Here is a 21,154-nt window from a genome sequence, read left to right as displayed (position 1 = left end):
CATGACCAGCTTGCGCAACATCGCGGTGATCGACATCGGCAAGACCAACGCCAAGGTGGCGGTGGTGGACATCGTGTGCCGGCAGGAGCTGGGCGTGCGGCGGCGGCCGAACCTTGTGCTGACGGACGGGCCCTATCCGCATTTCGATGTGGAAGGGCTCTGGAGCTTCTTTCTGGAAAGCCTGAAGGAACTGGCGGCGGAGCACCGGATCGACGGCATCAGCGTCACCACCCATGGCGCCTCAGCCGTGCTTCTGGATGCCTCCGGCAAGCTGGCCACACCTGTGCTCGACTATGAATTTACCGGCCCGGATGATCTCGCCAGCCAGTACGATGCCCTGCGGCCCGGCTTTGCACAGACCGGCTCGCCGCGCCTGTCCATGGGGCTCAATCTGGGGGCGCAGCTTCACTGGCTGCTGGAAACGCAAGAGGGCCTGCGGGAGCGCACCGCGCAGGTTCTCACCTACCCGCAATACTGGACCTATCGCCTGACGGGCTTTGCCGCCTGTGAGGTCACGTCACTGGGTTGCCATACGGATCTGTGGAACCCGTTCGAGGGTGTGTTTTCGCCGCTGGTGTCACGGCTTGGCCTTGAGGGCCGCATGGCGCCGGTGCGCAAGGCTGGGGACGTGCTGGGCCCGCTGCTGCCGGATGTGGCGGAACGGGCAGGGCTGCCGGAGGGCATTCCGGTTGCCTGCGGCATCCATGACAGCAACGCCTCGCTCTATCCGCATCTTCTGGCCCGGCAGGGAGCTTTTTCTGTTGTTTCGACCGGCACCTGGGTGATTTCGCTGAGTGTTGGCGCGGCTGCGAAAATGCTCGATCCGGCCCGCGACACGCTGGTCAATGTCAACGCGCTTGGCGGGGCCGTGCCTTCGGCCCGCTTCATGGGCGGGCGCGAGTTTGATCTGATGATGGAGGGGCATGACAGAGCCAGCACGGATGCTGATGTGCAGCAGGTTCTGGACCGTTCCATCCTTCTGTTGCCCGCTGTCGAACCGCGCTCCGGCCCGTTTCAGGGCCGGACGCACAGCTGGAGCGTGGACGAGGCCGGTCTGTCTGATGGCCAGCGCTACGCGGCGGTGTCTTTCTATCTGGCGCTCGTGACGGCGGAATGCCTTGCCATGACCGGTGGGCAGGGGCCGGTGATTGTGGAAGGGCCGTTTGCCGCCAACCGGCTTTACCTCGCCATGCTGCAAGCGGCCACCGCCCGCAAGGTGCAGGTGGGCGATGGCTCCGTCACCGGCACCAGCATCGGCGCAGCGCTGCTGCTGGCGGGTGATGAAGGACGGGACGGGGAAGGCACGGTGCAGGATGAGGCGGCGGCTGTCATACCGGAAGACGGTCTTGCCGCCTACGCCGCTGCGTGGCGGCGGGCTGTGGCTGAGGGGTGAACTGAGGGCGTGGGACAAGCGTCTTCTTCTCAGCCCTCCTCCTGGCGGAGTGATGTCTTTCCGGACTGCCAGTCAGGCTCCAGTTCTTCTCCCCCCTTGAGGGGGAGATGCCCCCGGCAGGGGGCAGAGGGGGGTAACGGACTGTCCGTTTGAATGAAAGTTAAGGCCATGGTGAAGCGCTGCTACCCCCCTCTGTCTGCTATCGCAGACATCTCCCCCTCAAGGGGGGAGAGGGGCGCCGAGGCTATAGGACGGCCTTCCTTCTCCTTGCCGTTCGATGCAAACACGGCCACGCTCCGGACGGTATCACACCAGCTTGTCCGGCGGGCAGCCCAGTGCGGTGGAGGCCTCGCGGGAGGCGGATTTGAGGAGGCCTGCGTATTCGGCCTTGCGGGTTTCATCGAAGCGGAACAGCGGGAAGGAAATGCTGATGGCGGCGATGGAGCGGCCCAGATGGTCCAGAACCGGAATGGCCATGCAGCGCACGCCGGCCTCGCTTTCCTCGATTTCTTCGGCAAAACCCTGCGCCCGGACCTGAAGAATGGCGGCAAACAGGCTTTCCGCATCCGTGATGGTGCGCGGGGCAAGCTTGGGCATGTCCAGTCCGTTGAGCCGTTCGCGGATTTCCTCGTCGCTGCGCCAGGCCAGCAGGGCCTTGCCCAGAGAGGTGCTGTGCAGCGGATTGCGGCGGCCGAGGGTGGACTGGGTGGAGAGGTTGTAGAAGGAATCGTACTTGTGGATGTAGGCGACACGCTGCTCCCGGTCGTCCAAGACGCCGAGATTGATGCATTCGCCTGTCGCCCGGGACAGCCGGCCCATCACCTTGTCGGCGATGCGGATCAGATCCGATTCCTCGTTCAGGGACCGGGCGCCGAGGCTGAAGAGCTTGAGGGTGAGGCGGTATTTCTCCGTGTCGCCGTCCTGCTCGGCGTAACCAAGGTCAACCATGGTCTGCAAAAGCCGGTGCGCCGTGGTCTTGGAGGTCATGGCCCGCTGGGCGATGACGGCAAGGCTGGCCTGCCGCTCGTCAACCAATGCCTCCAGCACGGCGAAAACCTTGAGGACCGCAGCGGCATTTTCGGTTTTGGGCTCGGCTCTGGAAGAAGCCTTGGACTTGCTGTCGGGCATTTTTCTCGTTCAGTATTTTTTGAAACGTCATTCTGAAATTTGAATTCCTGTCTGTCAAGCTGCCGTGTGCAGGGCATGAATAAAGATTATGCAGGCGTGTAAAAATGACGATTAAATCGGTTTAAGTGATTGCCAAGGTTGCGGGATTGTGATTGCCTGACAATTACGGAACTGCGTTCCGAAAAAATTTCAAGCGGTATCTGGGAGGAGATCGCGCATGCATCCGCTGTTGCGGCAGAAGGAGAGGTTTGTCACCCGGGACGAGGTCTGCGGCCTCATCGACCGGCTGACCGGGAACCTTATCAACATCGAGGACAAGACGGGTGAATTCCTGCTCCGCCTCGAAGATGGCCGCGTCATTGATACCAAGGGTTGGGCCGGTTGGGAATGGACTCACGGCATCGGGCTTTACGGCCTGTTCCGCTATTGGCAGCTGACCGGCAATGCCGGTGCGATGCGCATCATCCGGGACTGGTTCTCGGCGCGGCTGGCGGAAGGCACGCCGACCAAGAACATCAACACGGTTGCCCCTTTCCTCACTCTTGCCTGGCTGCATGAGCTGGAGCCCAACCCGCAGTGGGTGCCCTATCTGGAAACCTGGGCCGAATGGGTGATGCACGAGATGCCGCGCACCCGCGAGGGCGGGTTGCAGCACATTGTCTACAACAGCGTCAACGACCAGCAGATGTGGGATGACACGCTGATGATGAGCGTGCTGCCGCTGGCCAAGACCGGGCTTGTGCTGGGCCGTCCGGAGTATGTGGAGGAGGCGAAGTACCAGTTCCTTCTGCATATCCAGTATCTGATGGACACGCAAAGCGGGCTCTGGTTCCACGGCTGGAGCTTTGATGGCAATCACAACTTTGCCCGTGCCCTCTGGGCGCGTGGCAACAGCTGGATCACCATTGCTATCCCTGAGTTCATCGAGATGCTGGACCTGAAGGAAGGCGATGCGCTGCGCCGCCATCTCCTGTCGGTGCTGGGCCGTCAGGCGGCGGCGCTGAAACAGTACCAGCATGAAAGCGGCCTGTGGCACACGCTGCTGGACGACCCGTCAAGCTATGTGGAAGCCTCAGCCACGGCGGGCTTTGCCTATGGCCTGATGAAGGGCGTGCGCAAGCGTTACCTGCCGGGCGAATACCTTGAGGTGGCCGAGCGTGCCATGCGCGGTGTTGTTGCAAACATCAGCGAAGATGGTGAGCTTCAGCAGGTGTCCTTTGGCACCGCCATGGGCCACGACCTCGATTTCTATCGTGAGATCAAGCTGACCTCGATGCCTTACGGGCAGGCGATGGCCATGCTGTGCCTGACGGAGCTTTTGCGCAGCTACATCTGACAGGGCTGCGGGGGAATGCGGCAGGGAGAGGAGCCCTGCCGGAGCACAAAGGCCGCGGAATGGAGGTTCCGGGCCGAACAGGGAGGAGACCAGAATGACTGTCACACGCAGAACCGTCCTTGGGGGAATGGGTCTTGCCGCGCTTGCCGCCGCCATGCCGGGCGGTGCAGCCCTCGCCCAGAGCCGTACGATCCGCCATTACTGGTGGGGCAATCCGGAGCGCGACAAGCGCACCTTCGCCGTGATCGAGGCCTTCCAGAAGAAGCATCCGGGCATCACCGTTTCGGGCGAAACCATCGGCTGGGGCGACTACTGGACCAAGATGGCCACCCAGACCGCCGGCCGCAACATGGCCGATCTGGTGCAGATGGATCACCGCTTCCTGTTTGAATATGTCGGCCGCGGTGCGCTGCAGCCGCTGGATGACCACATCGGCAAGACGCTGATGCTCGATGGTTTCGATCAGGGTCCGCTGGAAGGCGGCAAGGTGGACGGCAAGCTCTATGCGCTGAACATCGGCTCGAACTCGCAGATGGTTGTCTACAACGCGCAGGTCTTCAAGGATGCGCGCATCGAGTTTGATCCTCTGAGCTGGACGCACGAGGACTTTGCCAAGATTGCGGCTGCCATCACCAAGGCGTCCGGGGGCAGGGTCAAGGGCACGGATGATTTCTCGACCTACATCGAATATCTGGAAGCCTGGGTGCGCCAGCGCGGCCGCGAGTTCTATGACAACGAGGGCAACGTGGCGGCGACGGCCGAAGATGCCGCTTCCTTCTTCCAGTTCTGGGATGACCTGCGCAAGGCCGATGCCGTTGCCCCGAAGGACCGGGCGCTGATGCTCGATCCGGCGCTGGCTGAGCGCGGTGTCGTCAAGGGCGATACGGCCATGTCGCTGATCTGGTCGAACCAGATCGTCGGTGTGCAGGATCTGATGCAGGACGAGGCAGGCCCTGCCATGCTGCCGCACCTGCCGGGCGGCAAGCCGGGGCAGTTCATCAAGCCGTCCATGTTCCTGTCCCTGTCGCGCGATGCCAAGGATGTGGATGCAGCCATGGCATACATGAACGACTGGGTGAATGATCCGGAGATCACCGGCATTCTCGGCCTCGAGCGTGGCATTCCGTGCTCGCCGAAGGTGCGCGAGGCGCTGGCCCCGTCCTTCAGCTCCATCGAGAAGCGCACGGTCGATTACTTCACGGCGATTCAGGACAAGGTCGGCCCGCTGCCGATGCCGCAGCCCAAGGGCGCAGGCGAGGTGCGGGATGCTTTCATGCGTACGGCTTCGAATGTGATCCTCGGCACCCAGACGCCTGCCGATGCCGGTGCGGAGTTCATCGACGACGCCCAGTCGATCATCGAACGCGCACGCTGATACGCGCATTGCCTGGATTCATCCGCCCTGCCAGCCGGCGGGGCGGATGCCTGCAAACAAGGCCTGCCTTTCATGAAACGGTTCCTCGCCCGCAATGCGCCCGGATATCTGTTCCTGTCTCCGTGGCTGCTTGGCTTCTTCCTTCTGGCCCTCGGGCCGATCCTTGTGTCGCTCTACCTGTCCTTCACCAAATACGACATGGTGAGTGATCCGCGCTGGGTCGGCCTTGCCAACTATGATTACATGTTCAGCCGCGACCGCCGGTTCTGGAAGGCACTGGAGGTGACGTTCACCTACGTTGTTCTGGCCGTTCCGGCCCGTCTGGCCTTTGCGCTGGCGGTGGCGATGCTGCTGGACAAGGGGCTGCGGACCATCGGGCTCTACCGTGCGATTTTCTATCTGCCTTCTCTGCTCGGGGCCTCCGTTGCCATCGCCATTCTCTGGCGCGAGCTGTTTGCGGCCTCTGGCGTCGTCAACGAGGTGCTGGGCTTCTTCGGCATTTCCGGGACGGACTGGATCACCAATCCGAAGACCTCGCTCTACACGCTGGTGGCGCTGGCCGTCTGGCAGTTCGGGTCGCCGATGCTGATCTTCCTGGCTGGCTTGCGCGGCATTCCAAGGGATCTCTATGAGGCGGCGGAAATTGACGGCACGCCGAAATGGCGCCAGTTCACCCGCATCACGCTGCCGCTGCTGGCACCGGTCATCTTCTTCAATCTGGTCCTCCAGACGATTGATGCCTTCAAGACCTTCTCCAGCGCCTTCATCATTTCGAACGGTGTCGGGGCGCCGGCGGACAGCCTGCTGTTCTTCACGGTCTATCTGTTCAACGAAGCCTTCAAATTCTTCCGCATGGGCTATGCCTCGGCTCTGGCCTGGGTGCTGCTGCTGATCATTGCGGCCTTCACGGCGCTTGCCTTCTTCACCTCGAAATACTGGGTGCACTATGACAACGACCGCGACTGACCTGGACAAGGCCATCGAGGCCGATGAAGCCGCACGCATCGCCCATGAGCTGCGTCTCAAGCGCGACCGGCGCGAGCGCAACGGCCGTTACCTGAAGCATCTGTTCCTGATGCTGTTTTCGGTGGTGATGCTCTATCCGTTGTTCTGGCTGACGGCCTCCTCGCTGAAGCCGGAAAACGAGATTTTCGGCAATCTCTCGCTATGGCCGTCGAACTTCCAGTTCGACAATTACACCAAGGGCTGGTTTGCCCTGCCGCTGTCCTTCACCACCTTCTACATCAACTCCACCATCGTCACGGTGCTGTCGGTCATCGGCAACCTGATCTCCTGCTCCTTTGCTGCCTATGCCTTTGCGCGGCTGCAGTTCACGGGGCGCAGCTTCTTCTTCGCGCTGATGATGATGACGCTGATGATCCCCTATCACGTGGTGCTGATCCCGCAGTATGTGCTGTTCCTCAATCTCGGCTGGGTGGACACCTACCTGCCGCTGGTGGTGCCGCGCTTCCTGGCGGCAGATGGCTTCTTCATCTTCCTGATGGTGCAGTTCTTCCGCCAGTTGCCGCGGGAACTGGACGAGGCGGCGATGATCGACGGCTGTTCGCCTTTCAAGATCTACTGGGCCATCATCCTGCCCCTGTCGCTGCCGGCCATGGCAACGGCAGCGATCTTCTCGCTGATCTGGGTGTGGGAGGATTTCCTCGCCCCGCTCATCTACCTCAATGACATCAAGAGCTACACCGTGCCGCTGGCGCTTCGCCTGTTCCTCGATCAGGAGGGCCAGTCCCTCTACGGACAGATGTTTGCCATGTCGGTGCTCTCGCTCGTGCCGGTGCTGATCTTCTTCGTGGCCTTCCAGAAGCTGATCGTGCGCGGCATCGCGACCTCCGGAATGAAGTGAGAGCAGTGCTCCAAAGGAACATAACTATGGCTGGATTGACACTTCGCAACGTCGGCAAGAGCTACGGCAAGCTCAGCATCATCAAGGGGCTTGATCTCGACGTGGTGGACGGGGAATTTCTGGTGCTCGTCGGCCCATCGGGCTGCGGCAAGTCCACCCTGCTGCGCATGATTGCCGGGCTTGAGGATATCTCAGAGGGCACGATTTCCATCGGCAGCACCATCGTCAATGATCTGCCCGCCTCTAAGCGCGAGCTGTCGATGGTGTTCCAGAGCTACGCGCTCTACCCGCACATGACAGTCGCCAAGAACCTCGCTTTCGGCCTGCAGAATTTCAATGTGCCGAAAGCGGAAGTGGCCCGGCGCGTGGCGGAGGCGGCGCGTATCCTGCAGATCGAGGCGCTGATGGAGCGAAAGCCGCGCCAGCTGTCCGGCGGGCAGAAGCAGCGTGTGGCCATCGGCCGTGCCATTGTGCGTGAGCCGAAACTCTTCCTCTTCGACGAACCGCTGTCGAACCTCGACGCTGAGCTTCGCGTGCAGATGCGCGCGGAGCTTGCCGCGCTCTACAACCGGCTGGGTACCACGATGATCTACGTGACCCACGACCAGGTGGAAGCCATGACCATGGCCAGCCGCATCGTCGTGCTGCGCGGCGGCAAGATCGAGCAGGTTGGCACGCCGCAGGAGCTTTACACAAAGCCCCGCAATCTCTTTGTCGCCGGTTTCATCGGCTCGCCCAAGATCAACCTGATGTCGGCCAGCCATTCTGCCGTTGATGGTGCGTCTGCGGCGGATGTGGAGGGCTTTGGCCGCTTTACCATTCCGCAGCTGGCCACCAGCGACACAAAGCTGACGCTCGGCATCCGTCCGGAAGCCATGCGCATCGGTGAAGGCGAAGTTCAGGGGCAGGGTAGCCTTCGCCTTGTCGAGTATCTTGGCAGCGAGACGCTGCTGCATGTGGCGCTGGCGAATGGCCAGATGCTGCTGGTCAGCGATTCCAGCCGCCGCGCCTTCCGCGCCGGAGATATGGTGCCGGTCGGCTTCGATCCGTCAGACCTTCATTACTTCGATGCCTCGGGCCAGCGCACCGGGGCTGCCAATGCCAACACTCAATGAGCTTGTCTCATTGAGTGCCGGTCAAGCCCTTGCGGCGCATGAGCAATTTCAAGGTGCGATGCGTCAGCATCTCCGAGCCTTGGCATAACGAGAGCCAGAACCAGTGAAGATAGCCATCGTAGGATGCGGGTCGCGGCACAAGATGTTCCGCGATTCCGTTGTCGAGGATTACTCGGACAAGCATGAGATCGTCGCCCTGTGCGACAGCAACGGCCACCGGCTGCGGCTTGCGGCGGAAGCCGCCTCGCAGCCCGGCACCAACGGGGTTGCGACCTATCTGGCGGGGGATTTCGACCGGCTGATCACCGAGCAGAAGCCGGACACTGTGGTGGTGGCAACGCCGGATTTCCTGCACAGCGACTACATCGTCCGCGCCTTCGAGGCGGGGTGCGATGTGATCTGCGAGAAGCCGCTTACCATTGATCTGACGCGGCTGAAGATGATCCTCGACGCGCAGGCCCGCACGGGCCGCAAGGTAATGGTCACCTTCAACTACCGCTATTCGCCGGCCCGCACGCAGATCAAGGAGCTGATCATGTCGGGCGCCATCGGCACGGTGACGGCGGTCGATTTCCGCTGGCATCTCGACCGGGTGCACGGGGCTGACTATTTCCGCCGCTGGCATCGGCAGAAGGAAAATTCCGGCGGGCTGCTGGTGCACAAGTCCACTCATCATTTCGATCTGCTGAACTGGTGGCTGGCTTCCGTGCCGGTGGATGTGTTTGCCTCGGGACGGCGCGCCTTCTACCGGCCGGAAATGGCGCAGGAACTGGGGCTTGGCGGGCGCGGTGCCCGCTGCGCGGACTGTGCCGTCGCCTCGTCCTGCGATTTCGAGCTGGATATGGACGGGGACGAAAACCTGCGCAGCCTCTACCGCGAGGCGGAGGATGAGGATGGCTATTACCGTGACCGCTGCGTCTTTGATGCGGATATCGGCATCGAGGACACGATGCAGGCCCACATCCGCTATGCTTCCGGCGTGACGGCCAATTACACCCTGACCGCCTATTCCCCATGGGAGGGGCTGGAGATCAAGTTCCAGGGCACGAAGGGCGACATCACCCACCGGCATGTGGAAGTGCATGGCGTCTTCGGCGGCGAGCGCGCCCATGCGGGCGGGGATGCAGTGACGACCGAGCTGCATCTGGCCGGAGAGCATCCGCGCCTGCTGGAGGTGCCGCACGGCGAAGGCCACCACGGCGGCGCTGATCCCGTGATGCTGGGCTATATCTTCGATCCCGAAGGCATGGAGCCCGACCGCTTTGGCCGTGCATCCGACCATGTGGCGGGCGGCTGGTCGATCCTGACCGGCATTGCCGCAAACATGTCCATCGAGACCGGCTCCGCCGTGAACATTCCCACCATGCTGCGGGCCCGCGGCATCAAGCTTTAATACCAAGGCTTTCGATGCTGACGCATCACGCCTTGAAATTGCTCAAGCGCCGCACAGGCTTAACCAACTCTCGATGAGGCGAGCTCATCGAGAGTTGGTATCAGACCGCAAGACAGATAGGGAGGCCGTCATGGAACGGGCGATCCGGGTTGGCGTCATCGGCGTTGACCATGGCCATATTCTCGGCATGGCCGCATGCATGCGGGCGGCGGGTGCACAGATCGTTGCCTGGAGCACCGGAGTGGAAACAGGCGACGCAGAGCGCGCCGCCTTCCGCAGCCTGTTTCCTGACGTGCCGCAGTGCGAGGAGGCTGCCGTTCTGGAGGATGGCAGCCTTGATATCATTCTGAGCGCGGCGGTGAATGCGGACCGGGCGCGGATCGCCATTGCGGCCATGCGCCACTGCAAGGACGTGATGGTAGACAAGCCGGGCTGCACCTCGCTGGAGCAATTGGCGCAGATCCGGCAGGTGCAGGCGGAGACGGGGCGGATCTGGTCCGTCTGCTTTTCCGAGCGCCTGCAGGTAGAGAGCGCCACGCTGGCCGGGCAATTGATCGCCGAAGGGCGGATCGGCAAGGTGGTGCAGACCGTTGGCCTTGGCCCCCACCGGCTGAATGGGCCAACGCGCCCGGACTGGTTCTGGGCCCGTGAGCGCTCCGGCGGCATCCTTACGGATATCTGCGCGCATCAGTTCGACCAGTTCCTGTTCTTCACCGGCTCCACCACTGCAAGGGTGGTCAGTGCCCATGCGGGCAATGTGGCCAATGCCGAGCGGCCCGGCTTTCAGGACTTCGGCGAAGTGCTGCTGGAAGGGAACGGCGGGCGCGGCTATGCGCGTGTGGACTGGCTGACGCCGGATGGCCTGCCGGTCTGGGGTGATGGACGCATCACCATTCTGGGCACCGAAGGCTTCATCGAGCTGCGCAAATACATCGATATCGCGGGCCGTCCGGGCAAGGATCACGTGTTCCTGTCGGACCGCAGCGGCACGCACTATCTCAATGCCGAAGGCGCCGGAAAGCCCTATTTCGCGGCGCTCTGCGCGGACATCCTGACGCGGGGCGAAAGTGCGATGCCGCAGGCGCACGCCTTTCTGGCAACGGAACTGGCCCTGACAGCACAGCAGATGGCGGAAGCGGCAGGGCAGGGGGAGACAGCAGAATGAGCCGTCCCATCGGTATTGCCGTTCTGGGGGCAGGCATCGGCAAGGCGCATGCGCTGGCCATCGCCGCTCTGCCGGATCACTACCGCCTGCTCTATGTCTGCGATCTGGACAGGGCGCGGGCGGAAGAGGCAGCCAGCGCCGTGCCGGGTTGCAAGGCGGTGACGGACATAGCCGAAGTGCTGGCGGATCCGGAGGTGGAGATTGCCGCTATCTGCCTGCCGCCGCGCCTGCATCATGCGGTGACGCTGGCAGTGCTTGAAGCTGGCAAGCATGCCATCTGCGAAAAGCCGCTGACCGGTTCCCTGCGTGAGGCGGACGAGATCATCGCAGCGGCGGAGCGTTCTGGCCGTCATGTGTTCCCGGTGTTCCAGTACCGCTATGGCGCTGGCTACAGGGCTGTGCATGCGCTGAAGCAGGCGGGGCTGCTGGGCAAGGCCTATACGCTGTCCATCGAGACCCACTGGCAGCGCGGGGCGGACTATTATGCCCCGGTATGGCGCGGCACCTGGGCGGGCGAGATGGGCGGCGTCATCGTCAGCCATGCCTGCCATGCCCACAACCTTGCCACTTTCCTCATGGGTGACGTGCAGGAGGTGGCGGCCTTCCTCGAGACGCGGGTGAACCCGATTGAAACGGAAGACTGCGCCGCCATCATCCTGCGGCTTGAAAGTGGGGCACTGGTGACCTCGTCGGTTACGCTTGGCGCTTCTGGAAACACCTCCCGCTTCCGCGCCTGTTTCGAGCATGTGACCGCGACATCCGGCACGCATCCCTATCAGATCGGCGCCGGTCCCTGGACGTTCGAGGCCACGGATCCGGCCCGTCAGGCGGAAATCGATGCCGTAGTGGCCGCCGCCGCCGAACCGCCGCTGCGCTATGCCGGGCAGCTTGCCGACATTCACGCAAGGCTCAGCGGCCAGCCGGACCTTTATCTGCCCAGTCTTGCCGAAGCGCGCCATTCGGTGGAGCTGATGACGGCGCTCTATGCTTCGGCGCGGGGGGAAGGACTGGTCAGGCTGCCGCTGTCCTCAGATCATCCGCTCTATGGCGGCTGGCAGCCCTGAACGGGCTGTTCAGTAAGTGATGCCAAGGCTTTCGATGCTGACGCATCACGTCTTGAAGTTGCTCAGGCGCCGCACACGCTTAACCAATTTCCGACGAGCCAAGCTCATCGGGAATCGGGATGAGTTGTGGCGCTTCTGCGCCGGCAAGGCAGGCTGCGGACGCGCTTCGGCCTGCCGTTTTGCCTCATTGTTGCCTTGGTTCAGGCTCTCCGAAAATTGCACAGCGTCAGGCGGACGGCTCCCTGATTGCATATGTTTCTGAAGTTTAAGCATTTTTGCCAATGTCATCTGAAGCGAAAAGAATGTGATCAAGGTCACATTTAGGTCCAGGTTTGCTACGTATAAAACCTGATATGGCAGGTTGTATGGAGCATTGATTTGGCGGGTGCTATCTATACCTTTAATGGAAATGAGGTTGTGAATTCCGGTGCCTGTATTTCGCGGGTCTTCAAATCCGGATATGCGCTGTTTTCTCGCGGTTTTTCTTTTTCAAGATTTCTGAAATACGCTCAGTTTGTTCTTTTTGCAGTCTTAATTCTTAATGTTTCTGGAGGGTATTTTGCGTCCCGCGCTCAGGACAGTGCGGCTCCAGGCCAGCCCGTGTCCGGGCAATTCGGGGATTGGCTGCTGAAATGCGTTGGGGCGGAGAGCGGCAACCCTTGCGAACTGGTGCAGCCGCTGATGGTGGAGCATGAGGGCCAGCCTGTTGAGCTGCTGACGCTCGCTGTTTCCAAGGCTGCCGACAGGTCCGGCAAGGCGGACTGGGTGCTGGTGGTGCTGACCCCGCTGGACGTGGACCTGCCGTCTGATTTCGGCCTGCAGGCCGGGCAGGGCAAGCCGGCACTGTTCCGTTACCGCAACTGCAATCATCTGGGCTGCTTTGCCGTTGTGCCGCTGGACAAGGGCATGATCGGCCAGATGCAGAAGGCGTCCGATGGCACGGCCTATTTCCGCCTGCTGAATGGCCGGGCGGTGAAGGTGTCTTTCTCCCTCGCCGGCTTCACCAAGGGCTTTGAGGCGCTGGCCTCGGGCAAGGTGCCGGACGGTGCGGCAGGAGAGGGCGGATGAGGGGTCTTTCCCGCTTGCCTCTGCGCCCGCTGCTGCTGGCCTCCGTCACCGGCCTTGGCTTCGCCGGGCCTGCCCTTGCGCAGAGCGCTGCCGATCAGGCCGCACGTCAGGCCGAGGAAATCCAGCGCCGTTTCTCCGAGCAGCAACGGCTTTTCGAGGCTGAAAGCCTGGAGACCCAGCGCCGCGCGCCGTCGGGCGCAGTTCTCGATACTCCGCGTGACGCCGGGCCGCCGCCGGGCGGCACCTGCGTGGATGTTCAGACCATCAGCGTGACCGGCGCCACTCTGGTGCCGCAGACCCGCATCAATGCCGTGACTGCCAAGTGGCAGGGCCGCTGTCTGGGCCTTGCCGAACTGAATGGCGTTCTGGAAGACCTGACGCAGCTTTATCTCACGCGCGGCTACATCGCCTCGCGCGCCTATCTGCCGGAACAGGATCTTTCGACCGGAGCCCTCCGGGTCGAGATCGTGGAAGGCCAGCTTGAGGACGTGGTGCTCAAGGGCGAGCAGATTGGCACCGGCCGTCTCGTCACCGCCTTTCCCGGCATGAAGGGCAAGCCGCTGAACCTGCGCGATGTGGAGCAGGGGCTGGACCAGATCAACCGGGTGAATTCCAGCACGGCCACGATCACGCTGGAGCCGGGCGCAGAGCTGGGCGACAGCGTGCTGGCGGTCGCCATCGAGCGCGGGCAGTTCTGGGCGCTGAGCTATGGTGCGGACAATCTGGGCTCCGAGGCAACCGGCATCTATCAGAGCCGCGTGGACCTTGGCCTCGACAATGTGTTCGGCATCAATGACCAGTGGAGCTTCGGCTTCCAGCGCTCCATGGACCGGCACCCGCTGTTCATTTCGCCCAAGCGCCCGGACAGCAACACGCTGAACGGCGCCGTCTCCGTGCCCTTCGGCTATTGGACGGCTGGCCTCAATGGCAGCTGGAGTAATTACCGCTCCAACATCGAGGGGCAGTTCTCCCAGATCGACACCTCGGGCGGCTCGCGCTCCCTCTCGCCTTATGTGTCGCGGGTGCTGCACCGGGATCAGACCTCCAAGACCTGGGCCACAAGCCGCCTGACCTGGAAGGAAACCGAGAACTTCATCCTCGGCAACCGCATCGACGTGTCCAGCCGCGTGCTGGCCATCGGCACCTTCGAGCTGGGCCATTCGCGCCAGTTTCTCGGCGGACAGGCCAGTGCGTCCGTTGCCTATAACCGTGGCCTTGATGCGCTGGGGGCCGTCCGCGACAAATGGGCAGCGCCCGGCACGCCGCGCGCCCAGTTTAACAAGGTTACTGCTTCGCTTGGTTATTTCCGCGCCTTTCCGGTGGGTGAGGCGAACCTGCTGTTCAATTCCAACGCGACCGGACAGTGGTCCAGCGAGCGGCTGTTCGGCTCCGAGCAGATTGCCACCGGCGGTTACTACACCGTGCGCGGTGTGCGCGACAGCGTGCTTTATGGCGACCGGGGCTACGTCTGGCGCAATGAAGTGTCGCTGCTTCTGCCGGCTCCCGAACATGCGCAGCTGGCCCGGTTTCTGGGGCGGGTTGAACCCTATGTGGCGGTCGATTTTGGCCGCACCCTGGCTGCCGGGAAGGGCAATGGCGTGTCCGGCAGCATGCTGGGCGCTGCCGTTGGCCTGCGCAACCGCAGCGGCCGCGTGAGTTTCGATATTTCCTACAGTGATTTGCTGATCGAGCCGGATTTGCCGGCCGCCCAGAAACCCTCCTCAGGCCTTTTCCTGGGGCGGGTGGCGATTTCCTTCTGACGACTGGATCTCCCATGACCCCTTGAGGGGCCATGGCTGAACATTTGAACGGATGACCAAGATGGCCCAACGCGCAAGCCGTTTCCGCCGGACCGTTACAGGTCTGGGTACGAAGACCGTTTCAGTCCTGCAGGGTTTCGGCCGCAGGCTGCTGGCCAGCACGCTGAGTGCGCTGATCGTCATCCAGCCCATCGCTTTGCGCGCGCAGGAGGCTGGCGTTGCGCCTAATGGCGTGCCGATGGTCAACATCGTCACCCCCAATGATGCCGGCCTGTCGCATAACAAATACGACAGCTTCAACGTCGGCACGCCGGGCCTGATCCTCAACAACAACAATCAGGATGTGGGCCTGTCGCAGCTGGGCGGCGTTGTGCCTGGCAACCCGAACCTTGCCACCTCCGGCCCTGCCAGCGTCATCCTCAACGAGGTCACCGGCACCAGCCGCTCCCTGCTGGAAGGCATGGTGGAGGTTCATGGCGCGCAGGCCGATGTGATCATCGCCAACCCCAATGGCGTTACCTGCAACGGCTGCGGCTTCCTCAACACGCCCCGCACCACGCTGACAACAGGCCTGCCGGAAATCGGCGCCGATGGCCGGCTGACGGGCTTCCGCGTCGAGCGCGGCGATGTGCTGATCGGCGAAAAGGGCGCCAATCTTGGCGGCGTTTCGGTGTTCGACATCGTATCGCGCCGCATCTCCGTCAACGGGCCCGTGCTGTCGGGCGGCGAGCTGAACCTCATCGCAGGCCGCAACGCCTATGACTACGCCTCCGGCCTCGTGACGCCGCTGGGCAGCGATGGCGAGGAGCCGGGCATTGCCATCGACTCCTCCCTGCTGGGCGGCATGTATGCGGGCAAGATCAAGGTCATCTCCACCGATCAGGGCGCGGGCGTGCGCATGTCGGGCCAGATGGCGGCCAATGCCGGGGCCATGTCGCTTTCCGCCGATGGCAAGCTGACACTCGGCAAGGCACGGGCCACGCAGACGATTTCCGCCCGCTCCACCCGCGATGTGGTGGAGGTGACGAGCACGCTCTTCTCCGATGAAGCCATTGTCCTTGAGGGGCTGAAGGGCGTTGCGCTGCGCGATGGCGCGCTGGTGGCAGCCACGGGCGATGTGGCGCTGAAGGGCGGCGCAGTCACGCTGGGCGAAGGCGCGCTTGCCGCCTCCGGGACCGCAGCCGATGGCACGCAGGGCACCAGCGGCACGCTCAGTGTCGAGGCGGACACCGTGGATGCCCGTGCCGGTCAGCTCGCCGGGGCAGGGCGTCTGTCTGTCACAGCCAACGAGCTTCTAATCAACCGCGCCTCGGCTGATGGGGTGACGGCCCTGCGCTCTCGCGGGGACATGATCCTGTCGGCAGAGCGGATCGCTGCGCTCAACGCCAATGTGACCGCCGCCGGGGATATCGCCCTGCGCTCCGATGCGGCGCTGGCGCTGGAAAATGGCCGCTATGCCTCTGGCGGCAATCTGCTGGCGCAGGCCGCAAGCCTCACGTCCACGGCCAGCCTTGCCGCCCTTGGCAGCGCCACGCTGGCGAGCACCGAGGGTGCGCTGAGCCAGGACGGCGAAGTTTCGGCCAACGGCGGCGTCAGCCTGACATCGGCAGGCAACATGGCCGTCAACGGCCGCACGGTTTCCGCCTCCACCCTGAGCCTCGTCTCCACCGGGGCACTGACCACCGGCAGCGGCGCTGTCGTCGCGGCGGATGGCAAGGTGACCGTTTCTGCTGCCAGCATCCGCAATGACGGCATCATCGGCGGACAGTCCACGGCGGCTGGAAATGGCCTTGAGGTGACGAGCCTTGGCGCGCTGGAAAATGCCGGCACCCTTTCCAGCACCTCCGGCGCCCTGATCAAGGCAGGCGGTACGCTGTCAAGCAGCGGCATCATGGCTGCGGGCGGCGCGCTGACGCTGGACGCTTCCGGCACCACGCTCACCTCCTCCGGCACCATCAACGGCGGCACGGTGACGGTGGACGCAGGCAGCTTCCTCAGCCGGGGCAGCCTTGTGGCCTATGCCGGTGCGCTCAACGTCACAAGCGCTGGAGCTCTGGAGCTTGGCACCGAAACCCTGGTGCAAGGGCCGGTGACGCTTGCCACCGATGGCGCAACGCTCTTCGGCGGGCGTCTGGTCTCTGCCGGACTTCTCACGCTTGAGGGCATCAGCGGCGAACTGGCAGGCGCGGTAACAGTTGCCTCCGGCGCTTCGGTGAATGGCGGCGCGGGCGTCAGCCTCAAGGCGGCATCGCTTGTCAACGTAGGGGCTCTCGGCTCTTCAGGCGGGGCGCTGGACCTCGCGCTTTCGGGCAATCTCGACAACACCGGCCTCCTCTATGGCGGCACGGATCTGGCCATCCTGCTCGACGGCACGCTGACGAATGTCATTGCCGATATTCTGGCCGAACGCAATCTGACCATCGCTGGCCGCAGCAGCACGCGTGCGGCTGCCATCGATAACCGCTCCGGCACCATCGAGGCCGTCTCCGGCAACATGGCGCTGGCGGCCGGCACCATCACGAACAGCCGCGACGGGCTGGTGGTGACCACGGAGACGACGAGCACCTCCAGCACTTCCGGCAACACCACCACAACGGTGGAGACGACCCGCGAGAAGGCAACGGCCAATGGCCCGGCAGGCCAGATCCTTGCGGGTGGCACGCTGACCGTCAGCACGGATACGCTGACCAACAGCTACAGCCAGATTGCCTCTGGCGGTGACATGACGCTGGCGGCCACAACCGTGGTCAACGAGGGGCGTGATCTGATCGAGACCGTGGTGACAAGAGCCGTCACCCAGCATTCCGAGCGTTACTGCGCCCGGCGCGTCCTGGGTATCTGCCTCAGCCGCAAGACGCGCTACTGGACGACGACGGACACGGATACCGAGTCCTCCACCTATGATCAGGTCTTCGGTACCATCGTGGCGGGCGGGGATCTGGACGCGGATGTCACCGGTTTCCTGACCAACAACGCGGTGCGGGAGGCCGCAGGCCAGATCGGCCTTGCCTCGGGCGAGCGGGCGCTGGATCCGGCGCTGGTGGATGCCAGCACGGCAGCGCGGGATTTTGCCGGAACCGGATCCCTCGACATCAGCATCGACGGCCTCATCGGCCGCGAGGCAACCTTCGAGCAGGCCCAGAGCCCGGATGCGCCGTTCCTCATCGAAACACGCTCCGAGTTTGTCGACCTCAGCAAATATCTGAGTTCCGACTATTTCCTCTCCCGCGTGGGCAACTACGATCCTGCGGCCATCGAGCGGCGCTTTGGCGATGCCTATGCCGAGTTCCGCCTGATCCGCGAGCAGATCTTCAACCAGACCGGCACGCTGGATCTGGGCACGGGCCTCGACCCGATCGAGTTGATGCGCCAGCTCTATGACAATGCCCTTGCCGTGCAGGGGGACCTGCAGTTGACGCCGGGCCTTGCCCTGACGAAGGAGCAGGCCGCCGCGCTGACGCGCGATATCGTCTGGCTGGAGAAGCGGAACGTCAACGGGCAGGACGTGCTCGTGCCCCGGCTGTATCTGGCCGCCTTGCGCAACAGCACGCAGGTGGCCTCGGCCCAGATCCGCGCCGGCGGGGACACCACGCTGGTTGCGGGCGGGGTGGCCAACTCGGGCCTCATCGCCACGGCGGGTGACCTGCGCATCGACACCGATTTCAGCACCGTCAACGAAGGCGGCAGCCTCTTTGCCGGGGCGGACATCATCATCGATGCCGGCAGCCTCTTCGCCAACCGCTCGGGCACCGTTTCTGGCGGCACCGTGGTCATCAACGCGGATATGGTGGCCAATGACACGCTGAAGCAGCGCGACAGCTATTTCAACGGCTATGCCGACCGCATCCAGCAGGTGGGCCGCATCGAGGCGCGCAACGATCTGCTGATCAACGCCTCGGGCTCCATCCTGTCCGAAGGCGGGCGCTTTGCCGCCGGGGAGGATCTCGTCCTCACCGCCGGTGATGCAGTGGAAATCTCCGCCCTGCAGCTGGAGCGCAACCGCGACGACACCATCAAGGGCGGCTATGACCGGGCCAGCAGCCTGACCCACACGCTGGCGGAACTGAGCGCTGGCGGCGCCATGCTGGTGGATGCCGGCGGCAACCTGACCCTTGCCGGCGCAGAGCTGGAAGCCCGCCGCACGGTGACGCTGGATGCGGGCGGCAACCTTGCCATCATCTCCGTGCAGGACCAGTTCTCCCGCGACCTGAAGCTGGATATCAAGACCAGCGGCCTTCTGGGGACGGAAACCAACATCCGCCGCCAGGCCGCAGGCACCGAAACCCGGCGCACCACCATCACGGCCGGCGAGGACATCGCCATCATCAGCCGCGAGGGCAACATCGCGCTGGGGGCGGCCCGCCTGCAGAGCGGCGGGGAAACCCGCATCGAGGCCAAAAACGGCCAGGTGGCGCTGCTCACCACGACGGACCAGAGCTACCGCCACGACAGCAAGCGTGAAGAAGACCTGCTGTGGTGGAACTCGCGCGATCAGGGCCAGCTGAGTGAAACAATTGCGCACGTGGAGATCGAGGCGGGTGGCGGCCTGAAGATCGACGCGGGCAACGGCATCATCGTCGAGTACCACAAGACCGGCAGCTTCGAAGCCTCCATCGAACAGCTCGCCGCGCAGCCCGGGCTTTCCTGGGTGGGGGAGCTTCGCGACGATCCGGCGCTGGCCGGCAAGGTGGACTGGCAGGCGGTTGAGACCCGCTTCGAACAGTGGGACTACAAGGAACAGGGGCTGACGGAGGCAGGCGCAGCGCTGGTGACGCTGGTCGCCACCGCACTCACCGCAGGCAGCGGCGGCCTCACCGCCTCGCTCTCCTCCTCGCTGGCCACCAGCCTCGGCGTTGCGGGCAACGTGGCGCTGGAAGCCGCGCTTCAGGCGGGTGTTCAGGCCCTCATCAACAAAACCGCCGTCGCCCTCGTCAACAACCGCGGCAACCTCGGCGGCGCGCTCGAAGAACTCGGCTCCTCCGCCACCCTGCGCAGCCTCGTCACCTCCATGGTCACCGCAGGCCTCACCGCGCATCTGATGGATGTGTCGGGGATTGGGCAGTCTCTGCCCAGAACGGCCCCGGTAGCGGACCGGATACTGAGGGAGGCACAGCGCAATCTCATCAAGGCAACGGTCAACGCCAGCGTTGAGACTGTTATTCAGGGCGGCGGCTTTGGTGACAACCTCATGCCGGCCCTGCGCCTTGCTGCGGCGGACATGGTCGGCAAGGTCGCAGCCGAAGAGATTGGCCAGGCGAAGTTCAACGGTGACATCGGCACTTCGGCCCAGCTCATCGCCCATGCCGCGCTTGGCTGTGCGACGGGCGCGATCCAGTCAGGTGACTGCGCTGGAGGTGCCGCAGGCGGCGTGGCAGGGGAACTCGTTGCGCAGATTCAGCTTCAGGATTGGGTTCGGGACAAGCTGGAGCAGGCCGAGAGCCTTCGCGGCCAGACGCTGACAGCCCAGGAAGCTATGGCGATCAGGGCGCTTCTGGAAAGCGACTTCGAGCGTTTCCGGGCCAAGGGTGTTGATGTTGCCCGGCTGGCTGGCGGCCTTGCTGCAGCCCTTGCGGGCGGCGATGTGGATACGGGCGCCAACACAGGCGGCAACGCTGCTGAAAACAACGCAATTCCCCTCATTGTCTGGGGAATGATTGCTGCCGGAGCTTATGTCGCCGGCGCCGGAGAAGGGGACCCGCTGGAAGGGCTTGCCCGGATCGGTGCCGGTGATGACCCGCTCAGCCAGGCGATGGCATACGGAGTGGAGCAGGGCGTCAGCCTTGCGATGGAGAACTATCCGGATCAGACGGTGGCTGTGCTGGGGGTTCTGGAAGTCGTTGGCGGGGCGGTTGATGCCACCGTCGTCTATATCGACGAAGCCACCGGCCAGCGGATTTCAAAGCGCTGGAACGAGCTTGACCCGCGCCTTCAGAACCAGCTGAAGGGCGGCACGGCCGTCGTCTCCGTCTTCCTTCCCTCCAGCTCCATCAACATGCTCAAGCGCTTCAAGCTGGCAAAGGAAACCGGCCGGGTTGAGGAGGTGTTGAGTGGGGCGGGACCAGCTCAGAATGTTGCGCAGTTTGAACGCTTGCGTGCACAGTACGCCGCCCAAGAAATAAGCGGTGCACAGCCTGTTGGCAGCGCTCTTAAAGATGATCCGTATCACCGTGCTCCAAGTTATGTAATCGACATGATACCGGAACGAGGGCGAGTATTTACGATAAAGGGCAATGATGGAAAGTGAACCGTCCTGGCTTTCCAGGAGGCTCCTATTTGTGAGAAGGAGCTGAGATGAGCGCTACAAGGAACAAGTTTTCGGGTGAGTTTCGCGACCGTGCCGTGCGGATGGTGGCGGAGCATCGTGGGGATTACCCGTCGGAGTGGGCGGCGCTGACCTCGATTGCTGGCAAGATCGGCTGCACGAGCGAGACGCTGCGCCGCTGGTGCCGGGAGGAGGCTGGCCGACGAGCGGGGCCAGAGGCGCAGGCCGTCA

At 63.4% G+C, this 21,154-nt stretch carries 15 protein-coding genes; 13 read left to right on the top strand and 2 right to left on the bottom strand.

Features of this window, described 5'->3' with window-relative positions; translation table 11 throughout:
* Window position 1 precedes the first annotated feature (1 nt).
* Entirely contained in the window at window positions 2-1,393 is a 1,392-nt protein-coding gene (locus H163_RS0115575) for an FGGY-family carbohydrate kinase (protein WP_019965532.1), read from the top strand.
* Window positions 1,394-1,699: 306 nt separating this feature from the next.
* On the opposite strand, the gene kdgR is transcribed toward H163_RS0115575, so the two are convergent.
* Window positions 1,700-2,521: a DNA-binding transcriptional regulator KdgR gene (kdgR, locus tag H163_RS0115570; protein ID WP_019965531.1), complete on the bottom strand. Its 822-nt coding sequence runs from the start codon at window positions 2,519-2,521 to the stop codon at window positions 1,700-1,702.
* Between the two features lie 217 nt (window positions 2,522-2,738).
* Here kdgR and bglB point away from each other — a divergent pair, with 217 nt between their 5' ends.
* The 8 genes from bglB to H163_RS0115530 all read left to right on the top strand — a co-directional run bounded on the left by bglB (window position 2,739) and on the right by H163_RS0115530 (window position 11,833).
* Entirely contained in the window at window positions 2,739-3,857 is a 1,119-nt protein-coding gene (gene bglB / locus H163_RS0115565) for a beta-galactosidase BglB (RefSeq protein ID WP_019965530.1), read from the top strand.
* A 94-nt stretch (window positions 3,858-3,951) separates the two neighbouring features.
* Window positions 3,952-5,232, top strand: coding sequence for an ABC transporter substrate-binding protein (locus H163_RS0115560; protein WP_026355918.1), 1,281 nt, complete (start codon window positions 3,952-3,954; stop codon window positions 5,230-5,232).
* A gap of 72 nt (window positions 5,233-5,304) precedes the next feature.
* A complete protein-coding gene (locus H163_RS0115555; RefSeq protein ID WP_019965528.1) occupies window positions 5,305-6,198 on the top strand; it encodes a carbohydrate ABC transporter permease in 894 nt (297 codons plus the stop codon).
* A gap of 109 nt (window positions 6,199-6,307) precedes the next feature.
* Window positions 6,308-7,096: a carbohydrate ABC transporter permease gene (locus H163_RS0115550; RefSeq protein WP_244296245.1), complete on the top strand. Its 789-nt coding sequence runs from the start codon at window positions 6,308-6,310 to the stop codon at window positions 7,094-7,096.
* Between the two features lie 26 nt (window positions 7,097-7,122).
* Window positions 7,123-8,211 carry an ABC transporter ATP-binding protein gene (locus tag H163_RS0115545; RefSeq protein WP_019965526.1) on the top strand — a complete coding sequence of 363 codons (1,089 nt, stop codon included), beginning with the start codon at window positions 7,123-7,125 and terminating at the stop codon, window positions 8,209-8,211.
* A 103-nt stretch (window positions 8,212-8,314) separates the two neighbouring features.
* A complete protein-coding gene (locus H163_RS0115540; protein WP_026355916.1) occupies window positions 8,315-9,604 on the top strand; it encodes a Gfo/Idh/MocA family protein in 1,290 nt (429 codons plus the stop codon).
* A 130-nt stretch (window positions 9,605-9,734) separates the two neighbouring features.
* Window positions 9,735-10,769 carry a Gfo/Idh/MocA family protein gene (locus H163_RS0115535; RefSeq protein ID WP_019965524.1) on the top strand — a complete coding sequence of 345 codons (1,035 nt, stop codon included), beginning with the start codon at window positions 9,735-9,737 and terminating at the stop codon, window positions 10,767-10,769.
* Window positions 10,766-11,833: a Gfo/Idh/MocA family protein gene (locus tag H163_RS0115530; protein ID WP_019965523.1), complete on the top strand. Its 1,068-nt coding sequence runs from the start codon at window positions 10,766-10,768 to the stop codon at window positions 11,831-11,833. Before H163_RS0115535 ends, H163_RS0115530 begins: the two co-directional genes overlap by 4 nt.
* Window positions 11,834-11,878: 45 nt before the next feature.
* Here H163_RS0115530 and H163_RS24445 read toward each other — a convergent pair whose 3' ends face one another.
* Entirely contained in the window at window positions 11,879-12,151 is a 273-nt protein-coding gene (locus H163_RS24445; RefSeq protein WP_147290450.1) for a hypothetical protein, read from the bottom strand.
* Window positions 12,152-12,433: 282 nt separating this feature from the next.
* On the opposite strand from H163_RS24445, the gene H163_RS23750 reads away from it, so the two are divergent.
* The 4 genes from H163_RS23750 to H163_RS0115510 all read left to right on the top strand — a co-directional run.
* Complete coding sequence (locus H163_RS23750) at window positions 12,434-12,901, top strand: invasion associated locus B family protein (protein ID WP_051105410.1); 468 nt, start codon at window positions 12,434-12,436, stop codon at window positions 12,899-12,901.
* On the top strand, window positions 12,898-14,661 hold the full coding sequence (locus tag H163_RS0115520) for a ShlB/FhaC/HecB family hemolysin secretion/activation protein (RefSeq protein WP_051105409.1): 1,764 nt from the start codon (window positions 12,898-12,900) through the stop codon (window positions 14,659-14,661). Before H163_RS23750 ends, H163_RS0115520 begins: the two co-directional genes overlap by 4 nt.
* A 61-nt stretch (window positions 14,662-14,722) precedes the next feature.
* Window positions 14,723-20,905 carry a two-partner secretion domain-containing protein gene (locus H163_RS22995; protein ID WP_160118273.1) on the top strand — a complete coding sequence of 2,061 codons (6,183 nt, stop codon included), beginning with the start codon at window positions 14,723-14,725 and terminating at the stop codon, window positions 20,903-20,905.
* 47 nt (window positions 20,906-20,952) lie between these two features.
* Window positions 20,953-21,154, top strand: a 202-nt coding sequence (locus H163_RS0115510; RefSeq protein WP_019965519.1) for a hypothetical protein, incomplete at its 3' end; no start/stop codon positions are given.

This window comes from Pannonibacter phragmitetus DSM 14782 (assembly GCF_000382365.1).
GTDB lineage: Bacteria > Pseudomonadota > Alphaproteobacteria > Rhizobiales > Stappiaceae > Pannonibacter > Pannonibacter phragmitetus.
The sequence above is the reverse complement of the archived record's forward strand: the minus strand, read 5'-3'. Positions and strand labels throughout refer to the sequence as shown.